The 19,333-nt window shown below is 72.4% G+C and carries 20 protein-coding genes; 6 read left to right on the top strand and 14 right to left on the bottom strand.

From position 1 onward, the window contains the following. Positions 1–95: 95 nt before the first annotated feature. The gene (locus BMZ50_RS21415; RefSeq protein ID WP_218146379.1) at positions 96–1,715 is read left to right on the top strand and encodes an MFS transporter; all 1,620 of its coding nucleotides are present in this window, start codon (positions 96–98) and stop codon (positions 1,713–1,715) included. Positions 1,716–1,817: 102 nt separating this feature from the next. Further along, positions 1,818–2,420: a 30S ribosomal protein S4 gene (rpsD, locus tag BMZ50_RS21410; protein ID WP_091329320.1), complete on the top strand. Its 603-nt coding sequence runs from the start codon at positions 1,818–1,820 to the stop codon at positions 2,418–2,420. A 19-nt stretch (positions 2,421–2,439) separates the two neighbouring features. On the opposite strand, the gene pcaD is transcribed toward rpsD, so the two are convergent. From pcaD to BMZ50_RS21360, 10 genes are all read right to left on the bottom strand, one after another. Continuing rightward, on the bottom strand, positions 2,440–3,207 hold the full coding sequence (pcaD, locus tag BMZ50_RS21405; RefSeq protein WP_091329318.1) for a 3-oxoadipate enol-lactonase: 768 nt from the start codon (positions 3,205–3,207) through the stop codon (positions 2,440–2,442). Then, positions 3,204–3,698: a nuclear transport factor 2 family protein gene (locus tag BMZ50_RS21400; protein WP_091329316.1), complete on the bottom strand. Its 495-nt coding sequence runs from the start codon at positions 3,696–3,698 to the stop codon at positions 3,204–3,206. Before BMZ50_RS21400 ends, pcaD begins: the two co-directional genes overlap by 4 nt. Then, the gene (gene catC / locus BMZ50_RS21395) at positions 3,695–3,982 is read right to left on the bottom strand and encodes a muconolactone Delta-isomerase (protein WP_091329314.1); all 288 of its coding nucleotides are present in this window, start codon (positions 3,980–3,982) and stop codon (positions 3,695–3,697) included. Before catC ends, BMZ50_RS21400 begins: the two co-directional genes overlap by 4 nt. A 19-nt stretch (positions 3,983–4,001) precedes the next feature. Continuing rightward, positions 4,002–5,123 carry a muconate/chloromuconate family cycloisomerase gene (locus tag BMZ50_RS21390; RefSeq protein ID WP_091329311.1) on the bottom strand — a complete coding sequence of 374 codons (1,122 nt, stop codon included), beginning with the start codon at positions 5,121–5,123 and terminating at the stop codon, positions 4,002–4,004. 28 nt (positions 5,124–5,151) lie between these two features. Continuing rightward, on the bottom strand, positions 5,152–5,367 hold the full coding sequence (locus BMZ50_RS21385; protein WP_091329309.1) for an EthD domain-containing protein: 216 nt from the start codon (positions 5,365–5,367) through the stop codon (positions 5,152–5,154). 25 nt (positions 5,368–5,392) lie between these two features. Then, positions 5,393–6,442 carry an NADH:ubiquinone reductase (Na(+)-transporting) subunit F gene (locus BMZ50_RS21380; RefSeq protein ID WP_091329307.1) on the bottom strand — a complete coding sequence of 350 codons (1,050 nt, stop codon included), beginning with the start codon at positions 6,440–6,442 and terminating at the stop codon, positions 5,393–5,395. Positions 6,443–6,448: 6 nt separating this feature from the next. After that, positions 6,449–7,672, bottom strand: a complete 1,224-nt coding sequence (locus BMZ50_RS21375) for a cytochrome P450 (RefSeq protein ID WP_218146378.1) — start codon at positions 7,670–7,672, stop codon at positions 6,449–6,451. Between the two features lie 124 nt (positions 7,673–7,796). Further along, positions 7,797–8,642: a catechol 1,2-dioxygenase gene (gene catA / locus BMZ50_RS21370; RefSeq protein ID WP_091329303.1), complete on the bottom strand. Its 846-nt coding sequence runs from the start codon at positions 8,640–8,642 to the stop codon at positions 7,797–7,799. 45 nt (positions 8,643–8,687) lie between these two features. Continuing rightward, positions 8,688–10,292 carry a 4-hydroxyphenylacetate 3-hydroxylase family protein gene (locus BMZ50_RS21365; protein WP_218146377.1) on the bottom strand — a complete coding sequence of 535 codons (1,605 nt, stop codon included), beginning with the start codon at positions 10,290–10,292 and terminating at the stop codon, positions 8,688–8,690. A gap of 62 nt (positions 10,293–10,354) precedes the next feature. After that, positions 10,355–10,927, bottom strand: a complete 573-nt coding sequence (locus BMZ50_RS21360; RefSeq protein ID WP_091329298.1) for a flavin reductase family protein — start codon at positions 10,925–10,927, stop codon at positions 10,355–10,357. Positions 10,928–11,073: 146 nt separating this feature from the next. Here BMZ50_RS21360 and BMZ50_RS21355 point away from each other — a divergent pair, with 146 nt between their 5' ends. Both BMZ50_RS21355 and BMZ50_RS21350 read left to right on the top strand, forming a co-directional pair. Next, entirely contained in the window at positions 11,074–11,874 is an 801-nt protein-coding gene (locus BMZ50_RS21355) for an IclR family transcriptional regulator domain-containing protein (protein ID WP_091329296.1), read from the top strand. Between the two features lie 127 nt (positions 11,875–12,001). Continuing rightward, positions 12,002–12,631 (top strand): NADPH-dependent F420 reductase, encoded by a 630-nt coding sequence (locus tag BMZ50_RS21350; RefSeq protein ID WP_091329294.1) that lies wholly within the window; start codon positions 12,002–12,004, stop codon positions 12,629–12,631. Between the two features lie 87 nt (positions 12,632–12,718). Here the strand turns inward: BMZ50_RS21350 and bar are convergent, their stop codons facing one another. The 4 genes from bar to BMZ50_RS21330 form a co-directional block, all read right to left on the bottom strand. Next, positions 12,719–13,822 (bottom strand): barbiturase, encoded by a 1,104-nt coding sequence (bar, locus tag BMZ50_RS21345; RefSeq protein WP_091329292.1) that lies wholly within the window; start codon positions 13,820–13,822, stop codon positions 12,719–12,721. A 28-nt stretch (positions 13,823–13,850) separates the two neighbouring features. Continuing rightward, positions 13,851–14,801, bottom strand: a complete 951-nt coding sequence (locus tag BMZ50_RS21340) for a carbamate kinase (protein ID WP_091329290.1) — start codon at positions 14,799–14,801, stop codon at positions 13,851–13,853. 54 nt (positions 14,802–14,855) lie between these two features. Continuing rightward, positions 14,856–15,239: a DUF1801 domain-containing protein gene (locus tag BMZ50_RS21335; protein ID WP_091329288.1), complete on the bottom strand. Its 384-nt coding sequence runs from the start codon at positions 15,237–15,239 to the stop codon at positions 14,856–14,858. Between the two features lie 133 nt (positions 15,240–15,372). Beyond that, entirely contained in the window at positions 15,373–16,191 is an 819-nt protein-coding gene (locus BMZ50_RS21330) for a PHP domain-containing protein (RefSeq protein WP_091329431.1), read from the bottom strand. A gap of 80 nt (positions 16,192–16,271) precedes the next feature. Here BMZ50_RS21330 and BMZ50_RS21325 point away from each other — a divergent pair, with 80 nt between their 5' ends. Together BMZ50_RS21325 and BMZ50_RS21320 are read left to right on the top strand one after the other, a co-directional pair. Continuing rightward, entirely contained in the window at positions 16,272–18,494 is a 2,223-nt protein-coding gene (locus tag BMZ50_RS21325; protein WP_091329287.1) for a RecQ family ATP-dependent DNA helicase, read from the top strand. 38 nt (positions 18,495–18,532) lie between these two features. Beyond that, entirely contained in the window at positions 18,533–19,156 is a 624-nt protein-coding gene (locus BMZ50_RS21320; RefSeq protein ID WP_091329285.1) for an alpha-ketoglutarate-dependent dioxygenase AlkB, read from the top strand. Positions 19,157–19,333: the final 177 nt, after the last annotated feature.

Genomic DNA, 19,333 nt, shown 5'->3' with positions numbered 1-19,333 from the left:
GATCGCGCGATCTCGGCGGTTCAGGGCGGGGTGGACGAGCGGATCGCCCCGGGCGGACGAGGTGCCCGGCGCCCGGCGGTGTCACGGTCGGGGCCGTGAGAGCGAAGCCTCTCGTGGCCCTGGGGACGGCCCAGTTCCTCATGGTGCTCGACACCTCGGTCATGAACGTGTCGATCAGCCAGCTGGTCGAGGACTTCGACACCACGGTGACCGCCATCCAGGCCGTCATCACCATCTACACGCTGGTGATGGCGGCCTTCATGCTGCTCGGCGGCAAGGTGGCCGACCTGATCGGGCGCCGGCGCGCCTTCGCGGTGGGGCTCGTGATCTACGGCGTGGGCTCGCTGCTGACCTCCCTCGCCCCGACGCTGGGGGTGCTCGTCCTCGGCTGGTCGATCATCGAGGGGCTCGGGGCGGCGCTGGTCCTGCCCGCGCTGGCCGCCCTGGTCGGCGGGAACTACGCGGGGCGGGACCGGGCGATGGCCTACGGCGTCATCGGTGGCCTGGCCGGCGCCGGTATCGCGGTCGGGCCGCTGCTCGGCGGCTGGGTGACCACGAACCTCACCTGGCGGCTGGTGTTCGCCGGCGAGGTGGTCGTGGTCCTGTGCATCCTCGCCGTCCTCCGCTGGGTCGACGACGCGCCGGTGACCGGCCCCCGCGTGCGCCTGGACGTCGTGGGCGGCGTGCTCTCCGTCGTCGGGCTGACCCTCGTCGTCCTCGGCGTGCTGCAGAGCACCGAGTGGGGGTGGCTGCGGCCCCGCGAGGCACCGTTCACGGTCCTCGGGTTCTCCCCGACGCCGTTCGTGATCGCGGCGGGGCTGGCCACGCTCGGCCTGCTCCGCGGCTGGCTGCGGCGGCGGGAGGAGCGGGGGCAGGACCCGCTGCTGCACTGGAGCCTGTTCGACATCCCGCCGCTGCGCGCCGCCGTCACCACGCTGCTCGCCCAGAACCTGATCCTGCTCGGGGTGTTCTTCACCGTTCCGCTCTACCTGCAGGTGGTGCAGGGGCTGAACGCCTTCGAGACCGGCCTGCGGCTGCTACCCGTCTCGGTCCTGATGCTGGTCACCGCGATGAGCGCACCGCTGCTCAACCGGGTCGCCGCGCCGCGCTCCGTCGTCCGCGCCGGGTTCGCTCTGCTGGTCCTCGCGACGGTGTGGTTGGTGTCGGCCATCGACCCGGAGCTCGACGACGCCTCCTTCGCCGCCGCCATGGCGCTGCTGGGCATCGGGATGGGGCTGCTGGCCGCCCAGCTCGGCAACGTGGCGCAGTCCAGCGTCGGGGAGGCCGAGCGCAGCGAGGTGGGCGGGTTGCAGTACACCGCGCAGAACCTCGGGTCCTCCCTCGGGACGGCGTTCATCGGCTCGGTCCTCATCGGCGCCCTGACCGTCTCGGCCGAGCGCGGGATCACCGACAACCCGGCGATCTCCGACGCCGTGCAGCAGGAGGTGGGCGTCGCGATCAGCGGCGGCGTCGGCTTCGTCCCGGTCGACCAGGCGCGGGCCGCCCTCGAGCGGGCGGGCATCTCGCCGTCCGAGGTGGGCGCCCTGCTGGACACCTACGCCCAGGCGCAGCTGGAGGGGCTGAAGGTGGCGCTGCTGGCCGCGGCGGCGATCGCGCTGCTGAGCCTGTTCCTCACCCGGCAGCTGCCGACGACCCGGCTCGCCGACACCGGCCCCGCCGGTGCGCCGCGGGTGGAGAGCGCGCGCTCGGCCTGACCCCGCCGCCGACCGTCAGCAGCCGCAGGCCAGCAGGGTGGCGACGGCGTCGAAGAGGGTGGAGCAGGAAATAAGGTGAGCCTAACTACACTTGAAAGTGGCATGAACACATCACGTCCCAAGGTCCGGCTGAGCCGCGCGCTCGGCATCCCACTCACGCCGAAATCCGTCCCGTACTTCGAGCGCCGGCCGTACCCGCCGGGGGAGCACGGCCGCAAGCGGCGCCAGGTCAGCGACTACTCCACCCGGCTGCGGGAGAAGCAGCGGCTGCGGGCGCAGTACGACATCAGCGAGACCCAGCTCCGGGCCGCCTTCGACCGGGCCAGGCGCTCCGGGGGCAAGACCGGCGAGGCGCTGATCCAGGACCTCGAGTCCCGGCTGGACGCCACGGTGCTGCGCGCGGGGTTCGCGCGCACGATCTACCAGGCCCGCCAGTTCGTCGTCCACCAGCACGTGCTGGTCAACGGCAAGCGGGTCGACCGCCCCTCCTACCGGCTGCAGCCCGGTGACTTCGTGCAGGTCGCCGACAAGTCCCGCAGCAAGGAGCCGTTCGTCGTCGCCGCCTCAGGCGCGCACGCCGATGCCCCGGCCTACCTGACCGTGCGCCTGGCCGACCTGACGGCCCGGGTCGAGCGGACGCCGTCCCGCGACGAGGTCCCGGTGATCTGCGAGGAGCAGCTCGTCGTGGAGTACTACTCCCGCTGACCCCCGACGAGGGGCGTGCTCAGCTCCCGAGGTGCCGGCGCAGGGCAGCGTTGACGGTCTCCGGATCGGTGGCGTTGGGCAGGTGCGCCGCCCCCGGGACGACGACGAACTCCGCGCCGTCGATCCCCTCGGCGATGAGTCGCACCATGTCCGGCGGCGTCGCCGGGTCCTCGGCGCCGGCGATCGCGAGCGTCGGCGTGGAGATCCCGCCCAGCCGGTCTCGGACGTCGAAGGTGCCGATCGCCTCGCAGCAGGCGGCGTAGCCCTCGGCCGGGGTGTCGCGCAGCATCTGGAGCAGCCGCTCGGCCGCCTTCGGGTTCTCCGCCGCCCACTCCTCGGTGAACCAGGTACCGGTGCGCGACGGCACGAGGATCTCGGTGCCCTGCTCGCGCACCTGCCGGGCCCGCACCGGCCAGGAGGGCGGGTCGGCGAACTGGGCCGCGGAGGCGATGATCGCCAGCTTCTCCAGCCGCTCGGGCACGGTCAGCGCGAGCTGCTGGCCGATCGCCCCGCCGATCGACACCCCGGCGTAGGAGAACCGCTCGACGCCGAGGCCGTCGAGCAGCGCGAGCACGTCGCGCGCCAGGTCGGCCATCGTGCACGTGCCCGCCACCACCTCCGAGCCGCCGTGCCCGCGCAGGTCGTAGCGGATCACCCGATGCGTGCCGGCGAACTCGGCGACCTGGGCGTCGAACAGTCCGGTGTCGGTGCCCAGCGACGGGCCGAGCACCAGCACGGGGCCGTCGGCGGGACCGTCCTCGACGGCGTGCAGGCGGGCGGTGGTCATGCGAGTCCTCTCGACGGGGTGGTGGCGGCGTTGCGGGCCGACTCGAGGGTGAACCGGTGGTGGTCCCACCCCTGCGCCAGGGGGGCCCAGTAGAAGAAGCGCACCTGCTTGACCGAGTAGCGCCAGCCGTCGTCGGTGCGCACCAGGCGATCGGCGTAGCGGCCGGCGGCCACATGGGGGACGCCGTCGACGACGCAGGGCTGCCACAGCAGGGAACCGACGTGGGCGATGTCGCCGTCGACGGCGATCTCCAGGTTGGACACGTGGTGCCAGAACGCGGTCAGCCCGCTGTCGGCCAGGCTGCTGAAGAAGGCGAGCAGCGCGTCCCGGCCCGTGACCACCGACAGGCCGTCGAACGTTCCGTCCGGGGTGAACAGCGACACCAGCGCCGGCCAGTTCCCGTCGTCGAGCAGCCGGCAGTAGACGGCATCGAGGGTCCGGATCTGCTCGGTGTCCTCGAGGCGCCGCAGCCGCTCCTCGACCGCATTCACGGGTTGGCCGACAGCGCCGACGGGTGCTCGGTCAGCGGCGTGACCGCGATCGTCATGAACGGGAACAGAGGCAGGCTCCAGAGGATCTCGTGGAGCTCGTCGCCGCTGTCGACGTCGAAGATGCTCACGTTGCTGTACCTGCCCACCACCCGCCACAGGTGCACCCACTTGCCGCTGCGCTGCAACTCCAGCGCACGCGCCTTCTCCGTGGCCAGCAGGGTGGTGCGCTCGTCGGGGTCGAGGTCGCGGGGGACGGCGACGTCCATGCGGACGTGGAACAGCATGCTGGAGCTCCTTCGCAGGTCAGGCTCGGGTGAATCGGGCGACGGCGGCAGGGTCGAGCTCGACGCCGAGGCCCGGGCCCTCGGGCAGGTGCAGAGAGCCGTCGGCGTAGCGCAGTGGCCCGGTCAGCAACTCCTCCCGCATGAGCAGCGGGCCGAACAGCTCGCTGCCGTAGCTGACCGCCGGGGTCGAGCAGGCCAGGTGCAGGGACGCGACCGTGCCGATCGGCCCCTCGATCGCGGTGCCGCCGTGGCAGGGGATGCCGGCGGCCGCGGCGACGTCGGCGATCTGGCGGGTGTAGCGGAGGCCGCCGGACTTGGTCGTCTTGAGCGAGAAGACGTCGGCGGCGCGCAGCTTGACCAGCCGCAGTGCGTCCGACGGTGTCCGGAGGCTCTCGTCGGCCATGACCGGGATCGGCAGCGCCGCGTTGATCTCGGCCAGCCACTCGACCTCGGCGCCCGGCACCGGCTGCTCGATGAGATCGACCCCCGCCTCGGCCAGGCGGGGCAGCCAGCGCAGCGAGGTGATGAGGTCCCAGCGGGCGTTGATGTCGACCCGGATGCTGGCGTTGCACGACAGCTTCTCGGCCACCTCGACGATCCGCGCGACGTCGTCCGCAGGGTCCTGGGCGCCCATCTTGAGCTTGAAGCTCGAGTGCAACCCGGCGTCCAGCTTTCCCTGCGCCTCGTCGATGACCTCGGCCGCCGACTCGGTGCCCAGCGCCCACGTCACCGGTATCGACGTGCGGGCCAGGCCGCCGAGCAGCGTGTGCACCGGAACGCCGAGGCTGCGGGCCCAGGCGTCGTGCAGGGCCACCTCGACAGCGGCCTTCGCGTAGAGGTTGGCGGCGACGACGTCGTCGACGGCCTGTTGGATGCCGGCGATGTCGTCGACGCGACGGCCGATCAGCAGCGGTGCGATGTACCGCTCGATGACGACCTGCATCGTCTCGACCGATTCGCCGCCCCACCAGGGTCCGCCGGGCACGACGCCCTCGCCCACGCCCCGGACGCCGCCCCGGGTGGTGAGCGTGACCAGCAGGAGGGGCTGGGCGTCCATGCCGGTGCGCGCGAACCGGTGCGGTCGCCGGAGGGGGACGTCCAGGATCGCGGTCTGGACTCGTTCGATGTGCAGGTCGCTCATGGGATTGCCTCTGTCCGGGGAGTCGAGGTCAGGACGCGCGGGCCGGGAAGTGCAGGATCTCCAGGCCGCTCGTCGCGAAGTTCGGGATGTCGGCCCCGGCCGCCTCGCCGGCCGCGTCCAGGCTGTGGTGCGCGGCCCGCACGCCGGGGAGCTTCTGCGCCAGCGGCAGGTGGACCTGCCCGCAGTGCCGGTTGAACGCCGCGCGGTCGGCCGGCGGGCGGTACGGGGCCATCGGGGTGTGCATCGGGAGAGTGCCTCTCGTCCGGGGTTCAGCTGGCGGTGGCCAGGGGGCCCCCGGCGGCGGCGAGATCGGCGGCGTCGGTGAACTCCTCCTTGAAGACCAGTCGGGGGGCCATCCGGCGGCGCTTGAGCACCTTGCCCGCGGCCTCGACCATGGCGGGGGGGCCGCACAGGTAGGCCGACATGCCCTTGCAGGTCGCGAAGTCCTCGAGGACGACGTCGGTGACCATGCCGCTCGCGCCGTCCCACTGCTGCTCGGACAGGCACGGCCGGTAGTGGAAGTGGGGGTGTTCGGCGTCCAGCGCGCGGAACAGGTCGCCGTCGTAGAGATCGGCCTCGGTCCGCCCGCCGTGGTACAGGTAGAGCTCGGGCACCAGCCCCTCGGCCAGCGCGTGCAGCACCATCGACTTCATCGGGGCCAGGCCGGTGCCGCCGGCGATCAGGATCGCCGGCTCCTCCTGGGGCCGGGAGATCCCGAAGACGCCCAGCGGGCCGCGGACGTCGACGGCGTCGCCGACGGCCAACGAGGCGAAGACCCACCCGTCGGTGGCGACGCCGCCGGGGGTCCGCCGGACGTGGAACTCCAGCCGGTGGGTCTCCGAAGGCGGGTTGGCCATCGAGTACTGGCGCCACACGCCGGTGCCGGGAACCCGCAGCTCGGCGTACTGCCCGGCGTTGAACGGCATCGCCTCGGTCAGCTCGACCACGACGCGACGGGTGTCGCGGGCGATGTCCTCCAGCACGACGACGCTGCCGGTGAGGTCGCGCAGCGGATGCCGGACGACGCCGTCGTCGGACACCTCCGCGAGCGGCTCCACCAGCAGGTCCGAGCGCGGGGTGGCCTGGCAGGCGAGGGTGATCCCCTGCTCCCGCTCCTCCGGGGTGAGGGTGAACGCCGGCGCGTCCCCGTGGTCGACCTCCCCGTCGAGCACCTTGAGCTTGCAGCTGCCGCAGGTGCCCTGCGTGCAGCCGTGCGGCAGCCAGACGTTCTCCCGGAGATAGGCGTCCAGGAGGGACTGGTCGCTGCGGCAGCTGGTGACCTTGCCCAGCGTCTGCAGGCGGACGGTGTGCCCCGTCATGTCAGCTCAGACCTCCCAGTTCGCGTGCAGCTCGACCGGCCCGCGGAAGCCCCAGCCCCAGAAGTCGATCCCCTTCGTCTCGTCCCGCTCGAGGTTGGGGATGGTCTCGAAGAGCTCCTCGAGCCCGATCCGGCACACCTCGCTGGCGAAGTAGGTCCCGGCACAGCCGTGCTTGCCGGCGCCGAAGGCCATGTGCGGGACGGGCGCGCGGTCGAGGTCGTAGTCCGACGGCGCGTCGTAGGCGTTCCCGTCGTGGTTGGCCGAGCCGTAGGACAGCATCACGACCGAGCCGGCCGGCAGGAAGGTGCCGGCCACGGTGGTGTCGACCTTGTTGACCCGGGCCACGGCCGACCAGATGGGGGAGGTCCAGCGCAGGCTCTCGGTGATCGCCCGGCGGATCAGCTTGGGGTCGTCGACGACGCGCTCGAACTGCTCGGGGCGGCTCCACAGGCCGGCGATGGTCGATGCCATCGCGTGCCCAGGCTCCTGCATGGCACCGAGCAGGAAGACGAAGACGGTCGGGTAGATCTTCTCCCGGTCCCGCGTCTGGCCCTCGGGCATGCCGTCGTGCAGCCAGTGGGACAGGGCGCTGTCGTCCGGCTCGACGGTCCACTTGTCCAGGAGCGGGTCGAGCACCGCCCGGATCTCGGCGCGCGCCTCGTCACCGGGGATGAACCCGTCGGGGTTGGCGAACTCGCCGTTCTCGTCGACCGCCGCGTTGGTGAACGAGACGTTCAGCTTGTGGAACCACTCGCGGAGCTTGTCCGAGCTGACCGACTGCAGGCCCATGAGGTCGCCCAGGGCGCGGACGCTCACCGGCTCGCAGAACTGGGCCACCAGGTCGGCGTGCCCGTCGTTCTCGAAGGCCTCCACGTACCGCTTGGCGATGGGGCGCACCAGCTTGTCGACGTAGCGGTCGACCTCGCTGGGCTGCAGGGCCGGGTCCACCATCCCGCGGAGCTCGTCGTGCTCGGGGCCGTTGGCGTTGAGCACGTTGGGGTGGCCGAAGGTGCGGCCGCCGGCCGGGCTGATCACGCCGTCCCAGATGTCGCTCTGCGACCCGATCTCCTGGCAGGCCGCCCTCGTCGAGGCGATGTGGAGGCCGAGCGCGGGGACGAAGGCCACCGGGGCCTCCCGGCGCAGCCGCTCGTAGAACGGGTAGGGGTTCTTCTCGAGCTCGGCCATGGTGATCTCGGCGATCCAGGCGGGCGTCTCGGTCACTGCGGTCACGTAGGGGTTGCTCCTCGTACGTCGGCGTCGTTGCCGCTGGGGTGGGGGGTGGTGGGGCCGTCGGCCCCCGTGCAGGCTGCGGCCTCCGGTCGCTGGGGACCGGAGGCCGCAGCAGGACGGTCGGTCAGGCGCGCTCGAGCTCGAAGTCGTACGTCGACCTCAACGTGCCGTCGCCCTGGTCCTGGGGGTCGAGCACCAGTTCGGGCTTGACCGCCTCGGCGACGTCGCTCTCCAGGTACTCGCCGCCGGCGAAGTAGAGCTGCGTGGTGATCGGCCGGTGTCCGGGTGCGCGCACGATGAGGTGCAGGTGCGCCGGACGCCATGGGTGCCAGCCGGCGGCGGTGATCAGCTTGCCGGTCGGCCCGTCGGTCGGGATCTGGTAGGGCGCGGGCTGGATCGTGCGGATCTCGAACCGGCCCTCCTCGTCGGTGGTGACGACGCCGCGCAGGTTCCCCTCGGGCAGGTGCGGGGCGAAGCCGGAGTAGTAGCCCTCGCTGTCGGCCTGCCAGATGTCGATCTCGGCGCCACCCAGCGGCGTGCCGTCGATGTCGCGGACCTGGCCGGCGAAGACCAGCGGCGTCCCCTGCTCGTCGTCCCGCATCGGGAGCGTGGCCTCGGCGGCCAGCGGCTTCGCGTTCGGCAGGTAGTAGGGCCCGAGGATGGTGCCCTTGCTGCCCTGCTGCGCCTCCGACGTCACCTCCTCGACGACGTGCTCGACGAAGACGTCGAGGAACAGCGGCCATTCGCCGCCCTCGCCGACCTCGATGAGCCAGGCCTTGGCGGCCTGGAACTCCGGATAGGTCACCTTGTGCTCGCGGATGGCGCTGTGGACGCCCTGCAGCACGCCCCGGACGACGGCGCTGATGCGCTCGGGGGAGACGTCGGTGACCTCGTGCTGGGCGGATCGGAACGCCTCGGTGGCGTTGGCGCCGGAACCGGCGGCGGTGGGGCTGGATTCGACCGTGGTCATGGGTGCTCCTCGTTGAGTGGATGCGGGCCGCCCGGCCCGCGGGGTTCAGCGGCGGTTGCGGAAGTACGAGACGTCGTCGTTGCCGATGAGGTCGGGCACCGTCCAGCCGTCGAGGTCGTACTCGGAGAGGCACTGCTCGGCCAGGCCCTTCATGGCGCCGGTGGTGCCCTGGGCCTCGGCGGCGAAGAGCAGTTCGGCCCTCACGCCCTCGTGGTTGCCCGAGTAGTTGCGCTCGTACAGCTCGTGCCGGCCGCCGAACTCGGTGCCGACCGAGTCCCAGAGGGCCTTCATGAGCTTGACCCGGTCGACGGCCTCGACGCCGTTGGAGCCGCGGACGTACTTGTCCAGGTAGGGCCGGACCTCGGGGGTCTTGAAGTCCAGGGAGTGCGAGTTCAGGTAGATCAGCCCGCTGGCCACGTCGGACTCGATGATCTCCTTCACCCGCGGATAGCCCTGGATCATGAACATCCGATAGGTCAGGCCGTAGTCGAGCTTGGGCAGCATGGTGCCGCCGACCCACTCGTCGGGGTTGTGGATCATCGCGTCGCTCAGCGCCCAGAAGACGTTCCGCCAGCCGATGACCTCACCGACCCGGGTCTGCACGCCGCGGAAGTCCTTGCTGCCGGTGATCTCCAGCGCCTTGAGCAGCAGGCCCGCGATGAAGTCGAGCTTGACCGCGAGGCGGGTGCAGCCGTGCAGCGTGAAGCGGGGGAGGAACCCGGACGCGGGGAAGAACCCGTTGATCTTCTCGACGTCGCCGTAGAGGAAGACGTTCTCCCACGGCACCAGGACCTTGTCGAAGACGAAGATCGTGTCGTTCTCGTCCATCCGGCTCGACAGCGGGTAGTCGAACGGGCTGCCCATCACCGCGGCCTGCTGGCTGTACGAGGCCCGGCAGATCAGCTTCACGCCCGGTGCGTCCATCGGCACCGTGCAGATCAGCGAGTACTCCTTCTTCTTGATCGGGAGTCCGTAGTGGGCGATGAAGTTGTAGTTGGTGATCGCCGAACCGGTGGCCACGACCTTGGCCCCGGACACGATCAGCCCCGCATCGGTCTCCTTCTCCACCTTCATGAAGACGTCGCCGACCTCGTCCGGCGGGAGATTGCGGTCCACCGGAGGGTTGATGATCGCGTGGTTCCAGTAGAGGACCTTCTCCTGCGACTCCTTGTACCAGCGCTTCGCATTGGCCTCGTAGGGCGCGTAGAACTCGCTGTTCGCGCCCAGGGTGCCGAGGAACGCGGCCTTGTAGTCGGGGGCCCGGCCCATCCAGCCGTAGGACATCCGGGCCCAGGTCGCGATGGCGTCCCGGTCGCGGACCATGTCCTCCACCGAGTGCGGCGCGCGGAAGAACGGGTGGGTGACGCCGCCGGTACCGGTGTCGGTCGGCGTCGTCACCTTGTCCTGGACAGCGGGGTCGTGCATCGAGTCGTAGAGCCGCGCGGTCATGCGGATCGGGTTGCGGAAGGCCGGGTGCGTGGTGACGTCCTCGACCCGCTCGCCGTAGATCCAGACCTCGCGGTCGTCGCGGAGGCTCTCGATGTACTCGTCCCCGGTCATGGGCCGGGTGGCGGTGGGGGCATCGGGATCGGGCGCGCCCTCGGCCGTCGTGCGCGGGCCGACGACTTCTTGCTCTTTCTCCAGTGTCACAGGGGAACCCTTCTTCGGCGGTGGAGTCGGGTGCTGCTGTGGTGCAGGGGCCGTGCCGAGCTTCAGGAGGCGGCGCGGTGCTTGTGGGCGTGGAGCGCCGTGAAGGTGGTCGAGGCGTCGAACCAGCCCAGTTCCGGGCAGTCCATGGACCCGGCCCAGTGGACGCCGGTCGCCGGGGCGGCCAGCTCGCGGAAGCGGCCGCTGAAGAAGACCAGGGGATCCTCGTCGCCGACCTGCAGGTCGACGACCTCGCCGATGACGATCAGGTGGTCGCCACCGTCGTAGGTGCGCCACGGCCGGCACGAGATGGTCGCCGCATTGCCCACGAGAACGGGGGCGGTGGGGCCCTCGGCCCATTCCGGCTCCCGGGACTGCGGCCGGCCCGCGAAGTGCCACGCCGTGTCGAGCTGCGCCGAGGACAGGACGTTGACCGCGAACGGCGCGTCCTCCAGGTAGCCGCAGGCCTTCGACTGCCGGGTGAGCGTCACCTGGCACAGAGCCGGTTCGAGGGAGACGGCGGTGAAGGCGTTGACGGTGGCCCCGTGGGGCAGACCGTCGTCCTTGGCGCAGGTGACCACGGTGACGCCGGTCGCGAAGCGCCCGAAGGCGGTGCGGATCGTGCGGGAATCGAGCATCGGGGGATCTCCTCGTCGAGCTCGCCGGCCGTGCCTGCTGGTTCCTGTCGTGCCCGCTATGCGTACAATCTGACCGCAGCGCGTGCAGGCAGTGTGCTGCGCGTCACCCGGCACGTCAACCCCTCCGGTGCAGGAAGATGAGGCCGATGGTCATCGCAGACGTCTCCACCGGCGCGTCCCCCCAGGTCGACCGCGATTACGTGCAGAGCCTGGAGCGTGGGATCGCCGTCCTGCTCGCCTTCGACGAGGAGCATCCCGAGCCGACGCTGGCCGAGCTGGCGCAGATCACCGGCTTCTCCCGCCCGGCGGTGCGGCGCTTCCTGATCACGCTGGAGCGGATGGGGTACGTGCGCGGCTCCGGGGGCCGCTGGTCGCTGACCCCCCGCGTGCTCGCGATCGGCCAGCACTACACGGCCTCGCACGCGCTCATCGAGCTGGCCCAGCCGCACCTGCTACGCCTGGCGGAGGAGACGCACGAGTCGGCCTCGCTGGCGACGCTGGACGGCGACGAGGCCGTCTACGTCGCCCGCGTGCCGGTGCGCCGGATCATGAGCATCAACGTCTCGGTCGGCACGCGGGTGCCTGCGTACGCCACCTCGATGGGCCGGGTGCTCCTGGCCTGGGCGCCGAGGGACGTCGTCGACTCGGCGCTCAACCGCCGGCCGCTGCGGCCCATCACTCCCAGGACGGTGACCGACGCCTCGGCGCTGCGGGCCGAACTCGCCCGCGTCCGCGAGCAGGGCTGGTCGATCGTGGCCGAGGAGCTCGAGGTCGGGTTGCTGTCGGCCGCGGCCCCCGTGCGTGACCGGACGGGGCAGGTCGTCGCGGCGCTGGCGTCGTCGACCTCGGCCGGCCGCTCCAGCAGCGGGCAGTTGCAGCGAGAGGTGGTGCCGCTGCTGGTGGAGACGGCGAACCGGATCACCGCCGACCTGGGGGGCCGGCCGTAGCGGATGGATCCCGGTCCGGATCAGGCCGCCAGGTGGAGGGGCCCCTGACGCCGGGAGGGGTTGATGGGCCCCGTCCACCCGCCTAGCGTCGACAGATCACTTGAGCGATCAAGCATCTGGGGGCGCCATGCGAATCGCGGTCATCGGGGCCGGCACCGCGGGCTCCGCCCTCGGCCGCGCGGCCGTCCGCGCCGGTCACCACGTCCACCTCTCGGCCCTGCGCCCGGATCGTGCCCGGGCCGTCGCGCATGACATCGGCGCCACCCCCGCCGCGAACAACGTCGTCGCGGTGGAGCACGCAGAGCTCGTCGTCCTGATGGTGCCGGCCGTCGTGGCCCCGTTCGTGGCGGCGGAGATCGCTCCCGCCCTGGCCGGCGCCGTGGTCGTCGACGCCACCAATCCCCTCGACGAGACCTGCAGCGACCTGGCGATCGAGGGAACGTCCGGCGCCGAGGCGGTGCAGCGCGCGGCGGGCAGCGCGCCCGTCGTCAAGGCGTTCAACACGATCCTGGCGGCCCGGTACGCCGCACCGAGCGAGAACGGCCGGCCGCTGCAGGTGCACATCGCCGGGGACGACGAGACCGCCCGGCGTGTCGTCGGCGATTTCGCTCGGTCTCTCGGCTTCGCGCCGCTCGACGTCGAGGGCCTGCGGTTCGCCCGCTCCCTGGAGGAGATGGCGTTCCTGAACATCACCCTCAACGCGACCCGGGGCTGGTCGTGGCAGACGGCCTGGCAGCTCGTCGGCCCGATGGCCTGACGGCCCCGGAGACGACCTCGGGGAGGCCGGGCCCCGGAACGACGTCCGGAGCCCGACCTCCCCGAGGCCGATGGAGCTGGCTGAGCCTTACGCGCGCACGATGGCGGCCACCGGGCCGCCGCCCGAGGGGCCCTGGTGCACGGCGGCGACGGAGACGAAGACCGCCGGGTCACCGGTCACCGAGGCGGTCACGCCGCCGACGGTCGCCTTGATCTGGCGGTGCCAGGAGACGTCGGAGTCGTCGAGCATGGCGTTGCGCCGGCCACGGACCTTGCCGTCCGGCGAGGCCTCGCACTTGAGGAAGACGTTGACCAGCCGGTCACCCAGGTCGGTGTGGTGCGGCCGCTCGGGCAGCTCGAGGCCGGCATCGCGGATCGCGGCCCAGATGCCGTCCTGGTCCAGAGCGTCCTTCATGACCGAGTGGCCGACGCGGTAGTTGCCGCCGTGCCCGCGCGCGTTGCCCACGACGACGATCTGCGCCTGGTCCAGCTCCACGCCCGACGAGCAGGACGCCACCGAGGAGTACAGCGACAGGTCGTGCATGATCTGCTCCTGCGTCGGCATCTCGATCTCGCCGAGCGCAACGGCGATGCCCAGCGCGGTGGTGCCGTTGGACAGGTCCATCGAGCCGTGCGGCTCGTTCATGTACGTCGTCTTCCCGCGCTCGCGGGCGTCGCGGATCGTGTCGATCGTCAGCAGCGGCGTCTTGGTCTGCACGTAGTGGACGTCGGCCGGGTCGGTGATCCCGGCCTCCTTCATCGCCCGGCGCACGCCCTCGGCGACCTTCTCCACCATCGAGACGCGGCCGATGTCCTCGGGCAGCAGCACCTCGCTCATCGCGAAGCCGACGGTCAGCCGCGGCTCGTCGGTCTTCTCGACCGAGTCCTCGGGCAGGGTCGCGAAGATCGTGGCGTGCGGGCTGATGACGCCGTCGGTGCCGCCGGACCACACGATGGGGATCTGCTTGATCTCCTCCATCGGGCGCGAGCCCTTCTCCTCCAGCACCTCGCGGAAGGCGCGGTCGGCGATGATCCGGGTGTAGTCGTTGATGCCGCCGTTGCCCTCGGTCTTGCCGATGATCGCGATGACGCGGTCGGCCTCCAGGACGCCCTCGTCGATGAGCTTGGCCAGCTCGGAGGCGTCACTGACGTTGTGCAGCGGGACCTTGCGGACCTCGATCGGTGCGGGCATCGGATTCCTTCCGGTTCGGGTGGTCGGATCAGGCGGTCAGGACGGTGCCGACGTCGTCCCCGCGGACGGCGTCGGAGATGTGTTCCAGGCTGGTGATGACGGCGCGCCGACCGCCGCCTTCGACGAAGCGCAGCGCGGCGTCGACCTTGGGGCCCATGCTGCCGCGGGCGAACTGCCCCTCCGCGGCGTGCGTGCGCAGCTCCGCGGCCGTGACCGCGCCCAGCGGCCGGGCCGACGGGGTGCCGAAGTCGACCATCACGTTCGGGACGTCCGTGGCGATCACCAGGGTGTCGGCGGAGAGCTCCCGCGCCAGCAGCGCGGCGGTCAGGTCCTTGTCGATGACCGCCTCGACACCGCGCAGCGCGCCGCCCTCGCCGTCGTCCACCACGGGGATGCCGCCACCGCCGGCGCAGACGACGACGAAGCCGGCCGCGGCCAGCGCGGAGACGGTCGGGGCGTCGATCACCGACAGGGGCTCGGGGGAGGCGACCACCCGCCGCCAGCCGCGCTCGCCGCGGTCCTCCCAGATCTGGCCGAGCGCGAGGAACGTCTCGGCCTTCTCGCGGGTCAGGAAGCGGCCGACCGGCTTGGACGGCTCCCGGAAGTGCGGGTCGTCGGCGTCGACGAGGGTGCGCGTGATGAGGCTGGCGGTGCGCTGCGGCAGGCCGCGGGCGGCCAGGGCGGCGTCCAGCTCGTCGGCGACGGTGAAGCCGATCGTCGCCTGGGTCTGCGCCACGCACCAGTCCAGCGGGACCGGCGGCACCTCGTGCGCGGCCAGCTCGTTCTTGACCAGCAGGTTGCCCACCTGGGGCCCGTTGCCGTGGGTCAGCACGACCTCGACGCCGGTGGCCACCACCTCGGCGATGTGGACCGCCGCCGCGGCGATCGCGTCCTGCTGGGCGCCGGGGGTGGCCGAGCCGTCGGGTCCGGTCATCGCGTTGCCGCCCAGGGCGATCACGACGCGGCGGGTGGGGGTCACCCTGGCGACCCTAGCGGGATTTCTCTTAGCGGTGAAGTAGTTGCCCCGATCGACTCACACGCGGATCCACCGGTCCACCAGCGAAACCACGGCGTCGCGGTGCTCGCGGACCGCGTCGAGGTCCGCCAGCGTGATCACACCCCGGTCCGGCGCGGCCCACGCGATCAGCCCCGAGGGGTCGTCGAAGGAGAAGCCGGCGCCGTCCGGCCTGGTCCGGACCCCGCGGTGGAGCACCAGCTGCAGCCGGTCGCCGGGGCGTAGCCGGAAGGTGACGCGGTCCTCCCCGTCGTACACGAAGCTCGGCGCCTTCCACTTCACCTGCTCGGTGAGGTCGGGATCGACGTCGAGGATCGCCTGCCGGAGCTCCTCGATCCCCTCCTCCAGCGGGTGGTCGAGCTCCTGCACGAGCCGATCGGCGTCGGCACTGCGTCGTCCCATGCCGCGGATCCTGGCAGGCCGGGACGACAGTCCGCGGTTCAGCGCGGCTCGGCCGATGGGGCGCCGTCCGGGCCGATCGGCCGCTGCACCGAGGCGACGTCGTCGTCCGTCGCGGCCCGGACCTGCGGCGCCCTCACCGGCGCCAGAAGTCGAACCGATCGCGGCCCGGCCGGAAGCCGGCCGCCTCGACGACGTCCACCGCGAGGTCGAAGTGCTGGCCGACGGCGTCCGGCCCGTGGGCGTCGCTGCCGAAGCTGACCACCTCGCCGCCCTCCTCGAAGAACCAGCGCACCTGGTCGACCGACGCCAGCGGGCTGGTGGTGTTGACCTCCAGCGCCCGCCCGGTGCCGGCCAGCGCGCGGAACACCGCCCGGTACTCCTCCTCGTAGTCCTTCTCCGCGTATTTCTGCCGGCCGCCGGGCCAGTACCGCCGCGGGAAGTCGACGTGGGCGAGAACCTGGAAGACGGCGCTGCTCTCGACCATGTCGACCAGCTCGCCGAGGTAGCGGCGCATGGTCGCGTCGGCGTCCCGGTAGAGGAGCTGGCCGACGCCGTAGAGCCGCCCGTCCAGGCTCAGCGAGTGCAGCGAGCCGAGCACCCGGTCGACCGGGGCGTCCCGGAGGTGGGCGGCGACGCTGGCGGCGAACAGGTGCGGTTCGCCGGTCTCCACGCCCGACCAGATGCGCAGCTCCGGGAAGCGCTCGCGGCACTCCGCGAGCTCGGCGAAGTACCCCTCGACGTCGATCGGTTCGTGCCGGGACGCGTGCCGGTCCACCAGCCCGTCGGTGGTGGCGCGGTCCTCCGGCGCCCAGACGGTGAAGTCCAGGTGCTCGGTGAAGGCGATCGCGGGCAGACCCTGGGCGAGCGCCCGCTCGCAGGCGCGCACCATGGTCGCCGAACCCGCGGTGTCCCAGGACCACCTGCTGTGCACGTGGTTGTCCGGTGGTCGCATCACCTGTGGATCCTCCTCCTCCGTCCACCGTTCCCGCGCGGGGGCCGTTCCGTCGGCTGCCGTGCCTACTGTCGGGAGCCATGAGCACCGCCGCCCCGACTTCCGCCCTCGCCGCTGAGGCGCTCGAGGTTCTCCGCGAGCTGACCGGCCGTCCCGACGCGGAGTTCCGCGAGGGGCAGGACGCCGCCGTGGCCGCACTGGTCGAGCGGTCGCAGCGGGCGCTGGTCGTCCAGCGCACCGGCTGGGGCAAGTCGGCGGTCTACTTCGTCTCCACCGCGCTGCTGCGCCGCCGCGGCGCCGGGCCGACGCTGCTGGTCAGCCCGCTGCTCGCGCTGATGCGCGACCAGGTCGCCGCTGCGTCTCGCGCCGGCATCAGGGCGGTGGAGATCTCCAGCGCCAACGCCACCGAGTGGGACGACGTCGCCGCGCGGCTGGCCGCCGACGAGGTCGACGTCCTGCTCGTCTCCCCCGAGCGGCTGACCAACCCGCGTTTCCGCGAGGAGCAGCTGCCCGACCTGGTCAAGCGCTGCGGCCTGCTGGTCGTCGACGAGGCGCACTGCGTCTCCGACTGGGGGCACGACTTCCGCCCCGACTACCGGCGCATCCGCGACCTGCTGGGCGCGCTGCCGGAGGGCACGCCCGTCCTGGCGACGACGGCCACGGCCAACGAGCGGGTGGTCGCCGACGTCGCCGAGCAGCTGGGCGCCGGCGGGGTCTCCGTCACCACCGTGCGCGGGCCGCTGGCCCGTGACTCGCTGCGGTTGGGCGTGCTCCGGCTGCCCACCGACCGCGCGCGGTTGGCCTGGCTGGCCGCGCATCTGGACCAGCTGCCGGGCAGCGGCATCGTCTACACGCTCACGGTGGCCGCGGCCGAGGAGACCGCGTCGCTGCTGCGGGACGCCGGGTACGAGGTCCGCGCCTACACCGGCCGGCTGGACGACGCCGACCGCAAGGATGCCGAGGCGGCGCTGCGGGAGAACCGGGTCAAGGCGCTGGTGGCCACCTCCGCGCTCGGCATGGGCTTCGACAAGCCCGACCTCGGCTTCGTCGTCCACCTCGGCGCGCCGTCCTCGCCGGTGAGTTACTACCAGCAGGTCGGCCGCGCCGGCCGCGCCGTCGAGCACGCCGACGTCCTGCTGCTGCCCGGGCCCGAGGACCTCGCGATCTGGCAGTGGTTCGCCACGTCGTCCATGCCCCGGGAGGACCACGCAGCCGCGGTGCTCGCGGCGATGGCCGACGGAAAGGCGTGGTCGGTGGCCCGGCTGGAGACGGTGGCCGACGTGCGCCGGTCGCGGCTGGAGCTGCTGCTCAAGGTGCTCGCCGTCGACGGGGCGGTGGAGCGGGTGCAGGGCGGCTGGCGGGCGACCGGGCAGCCGTGGGTCTACGACGGCGAGCGGTACGGGCGCGTGGCCACCACCCGCGAGGCCGAGCAGCGGGCGATGATCACCTATGCCCGGCCGGTCGACGAGGCGCAGTGCCGGATGGCCTTCCTCCAGGAGGCGCTGGACGACCCGACCGCCGCGCCCTGCGGGCGGTGCGACGTCTGCGCCGGCCCCTGGTACCCGACCGATGTGCCGGCCGGCGCAGCCGAGGCCGCGTCCGCGGTGCTCGATCGCCCCGGGGTGGAGCTGCCGCCGCGGGCGCAGTGGCCGACCGGTGCCGACCGGCTCGGGGTCGAGGTGAGGGGAAAGATCGCCCCGGCGGAGCAGCTGGAGCCGGGCCGGGCCGTGGCACGGCTCACCGACCTCGGCTGGGGGCAGCGGCTGCGCACCCTGCTCGGGGACGACGGCGTGGGGGGCACGGTCACTCTGGACCTGCAGGCGCCGGGGATCGAGGAGGACCCGGACGCCGCCTTCGACGTCCCGGTGCAGCGCTCGGTCTCCGACGTCCCCCCGGACGAGGAGCTCCTCCGCGCCTGCGCGCGCGTGCTGGCCGCCTGGGACTGGGCCGAGCGTCCGGCCGCGGTCGTGGCCGTGCCCTCGCGCCGGCGGCCGCGGTTGGTCACCGGCCTCGCCGAGGGCCTGGCTCGACTCGGCCGGCTGCCCTACCTCGGTGAGCTGTCCCTGGCGCACGGCGGGCCCACCGGCGGGCCGGGGGGCAACAGCGCCTTCCGGCTGGCGGGGGTGTGGCAGCGGATCGTCGTGGGACCGGAGCTGCGCATGGCGCTGTCCTCGGTGCAGGGCCCGGTGCTGCTCGTCGACGACCTCGCCGACTCCCGGTGGACGATGACCGTCGCCGGCCGGGAGCTGCGGCTGGCCGGTGCCTCGCGCGTGCTGCCCTTCGCGCTGGCGTTGATCGCCTGAGACTCGTACAAACGTTCGACCCGGCGTAGCCTGCGGCCATGTCGCTCGCCCACCAGCCGTCGATCTGGGACCTCGCCGACGAGCCGGCCCTGACGCCGTTCGCCGGGACCCGGCACCACCTGAACCGGGGCGCCTGGGTCGACCACCTGCCGGGCTGGGTCTCCGGTTCCGATGCGGTGCTCGAGGTGCTGCTCGGCGACATCGGCTGGCGGGCCGACCGGCGGCAGATGTACGAGCGGGAGGTCGCCGTCCCCCGGCTGCTGCGGTGGTACGGCGGCGACGAGGTGCTGCCGCACCCGCTGCTCGGGCGGGCGCGCGCCGCGCTCAACGCCCACTACGGGCCCGAGCTCGGGGAGCCGTTCGTCAGCGCCGGCATGTGCCTGTACCGGGACGGGCGGGACAGCGTGGCCTGGCACGGCGACCGCATCGGCCGCGGGCGGAGCGTGGACACGATGGTTGCGATCGTCTCGTTCGGCTCGCCCCGGCCGCTGATGCTCCGGCCCGTCGGGGGTGGCGAGAGCATCCGGTTCCCCCTGGGGCACGGGGACCTCGTCGTCATGGGCGGCTCGTGCCAGCGCACGTGGGAGCACTGCATCCCGAAGACCGCCAGAGCCGTGGGCCCCCGCGTCAGCGTGCAGTTCCGGCCGCGCGGCGTGGCTTGAGTGGCTCGTGAGCGAGCCCACGAGCGCAGCCGGAAGCAGGCCCGCGGGGCCGGCGTTGACGCCACACGTCGGGACACCCGGACCCACCGGACGGTTTCCCGCTCCGCGAACTCCATGACGCGGAGCGCGGACGCGGTGGGAAGACGGCCAGAGTGCCGGGTGTTGTACCGATCGAGA

The sequence above is a fragment of the Geodermatophilus ruber genome (assembly GCF_900114385.1).
Lineage (GTDB): Bacteria > Actinomycetota > Actinomycetes > Mycobacteriales > Geodermatophilaceae > Geodermatophilus > Geodermatophilus ruber.
The sequence above is the reverse complement of the archived record's forward strand: the minus strand, read 5'-3'. Positions and strand labels throughout refer to the sequence as shown.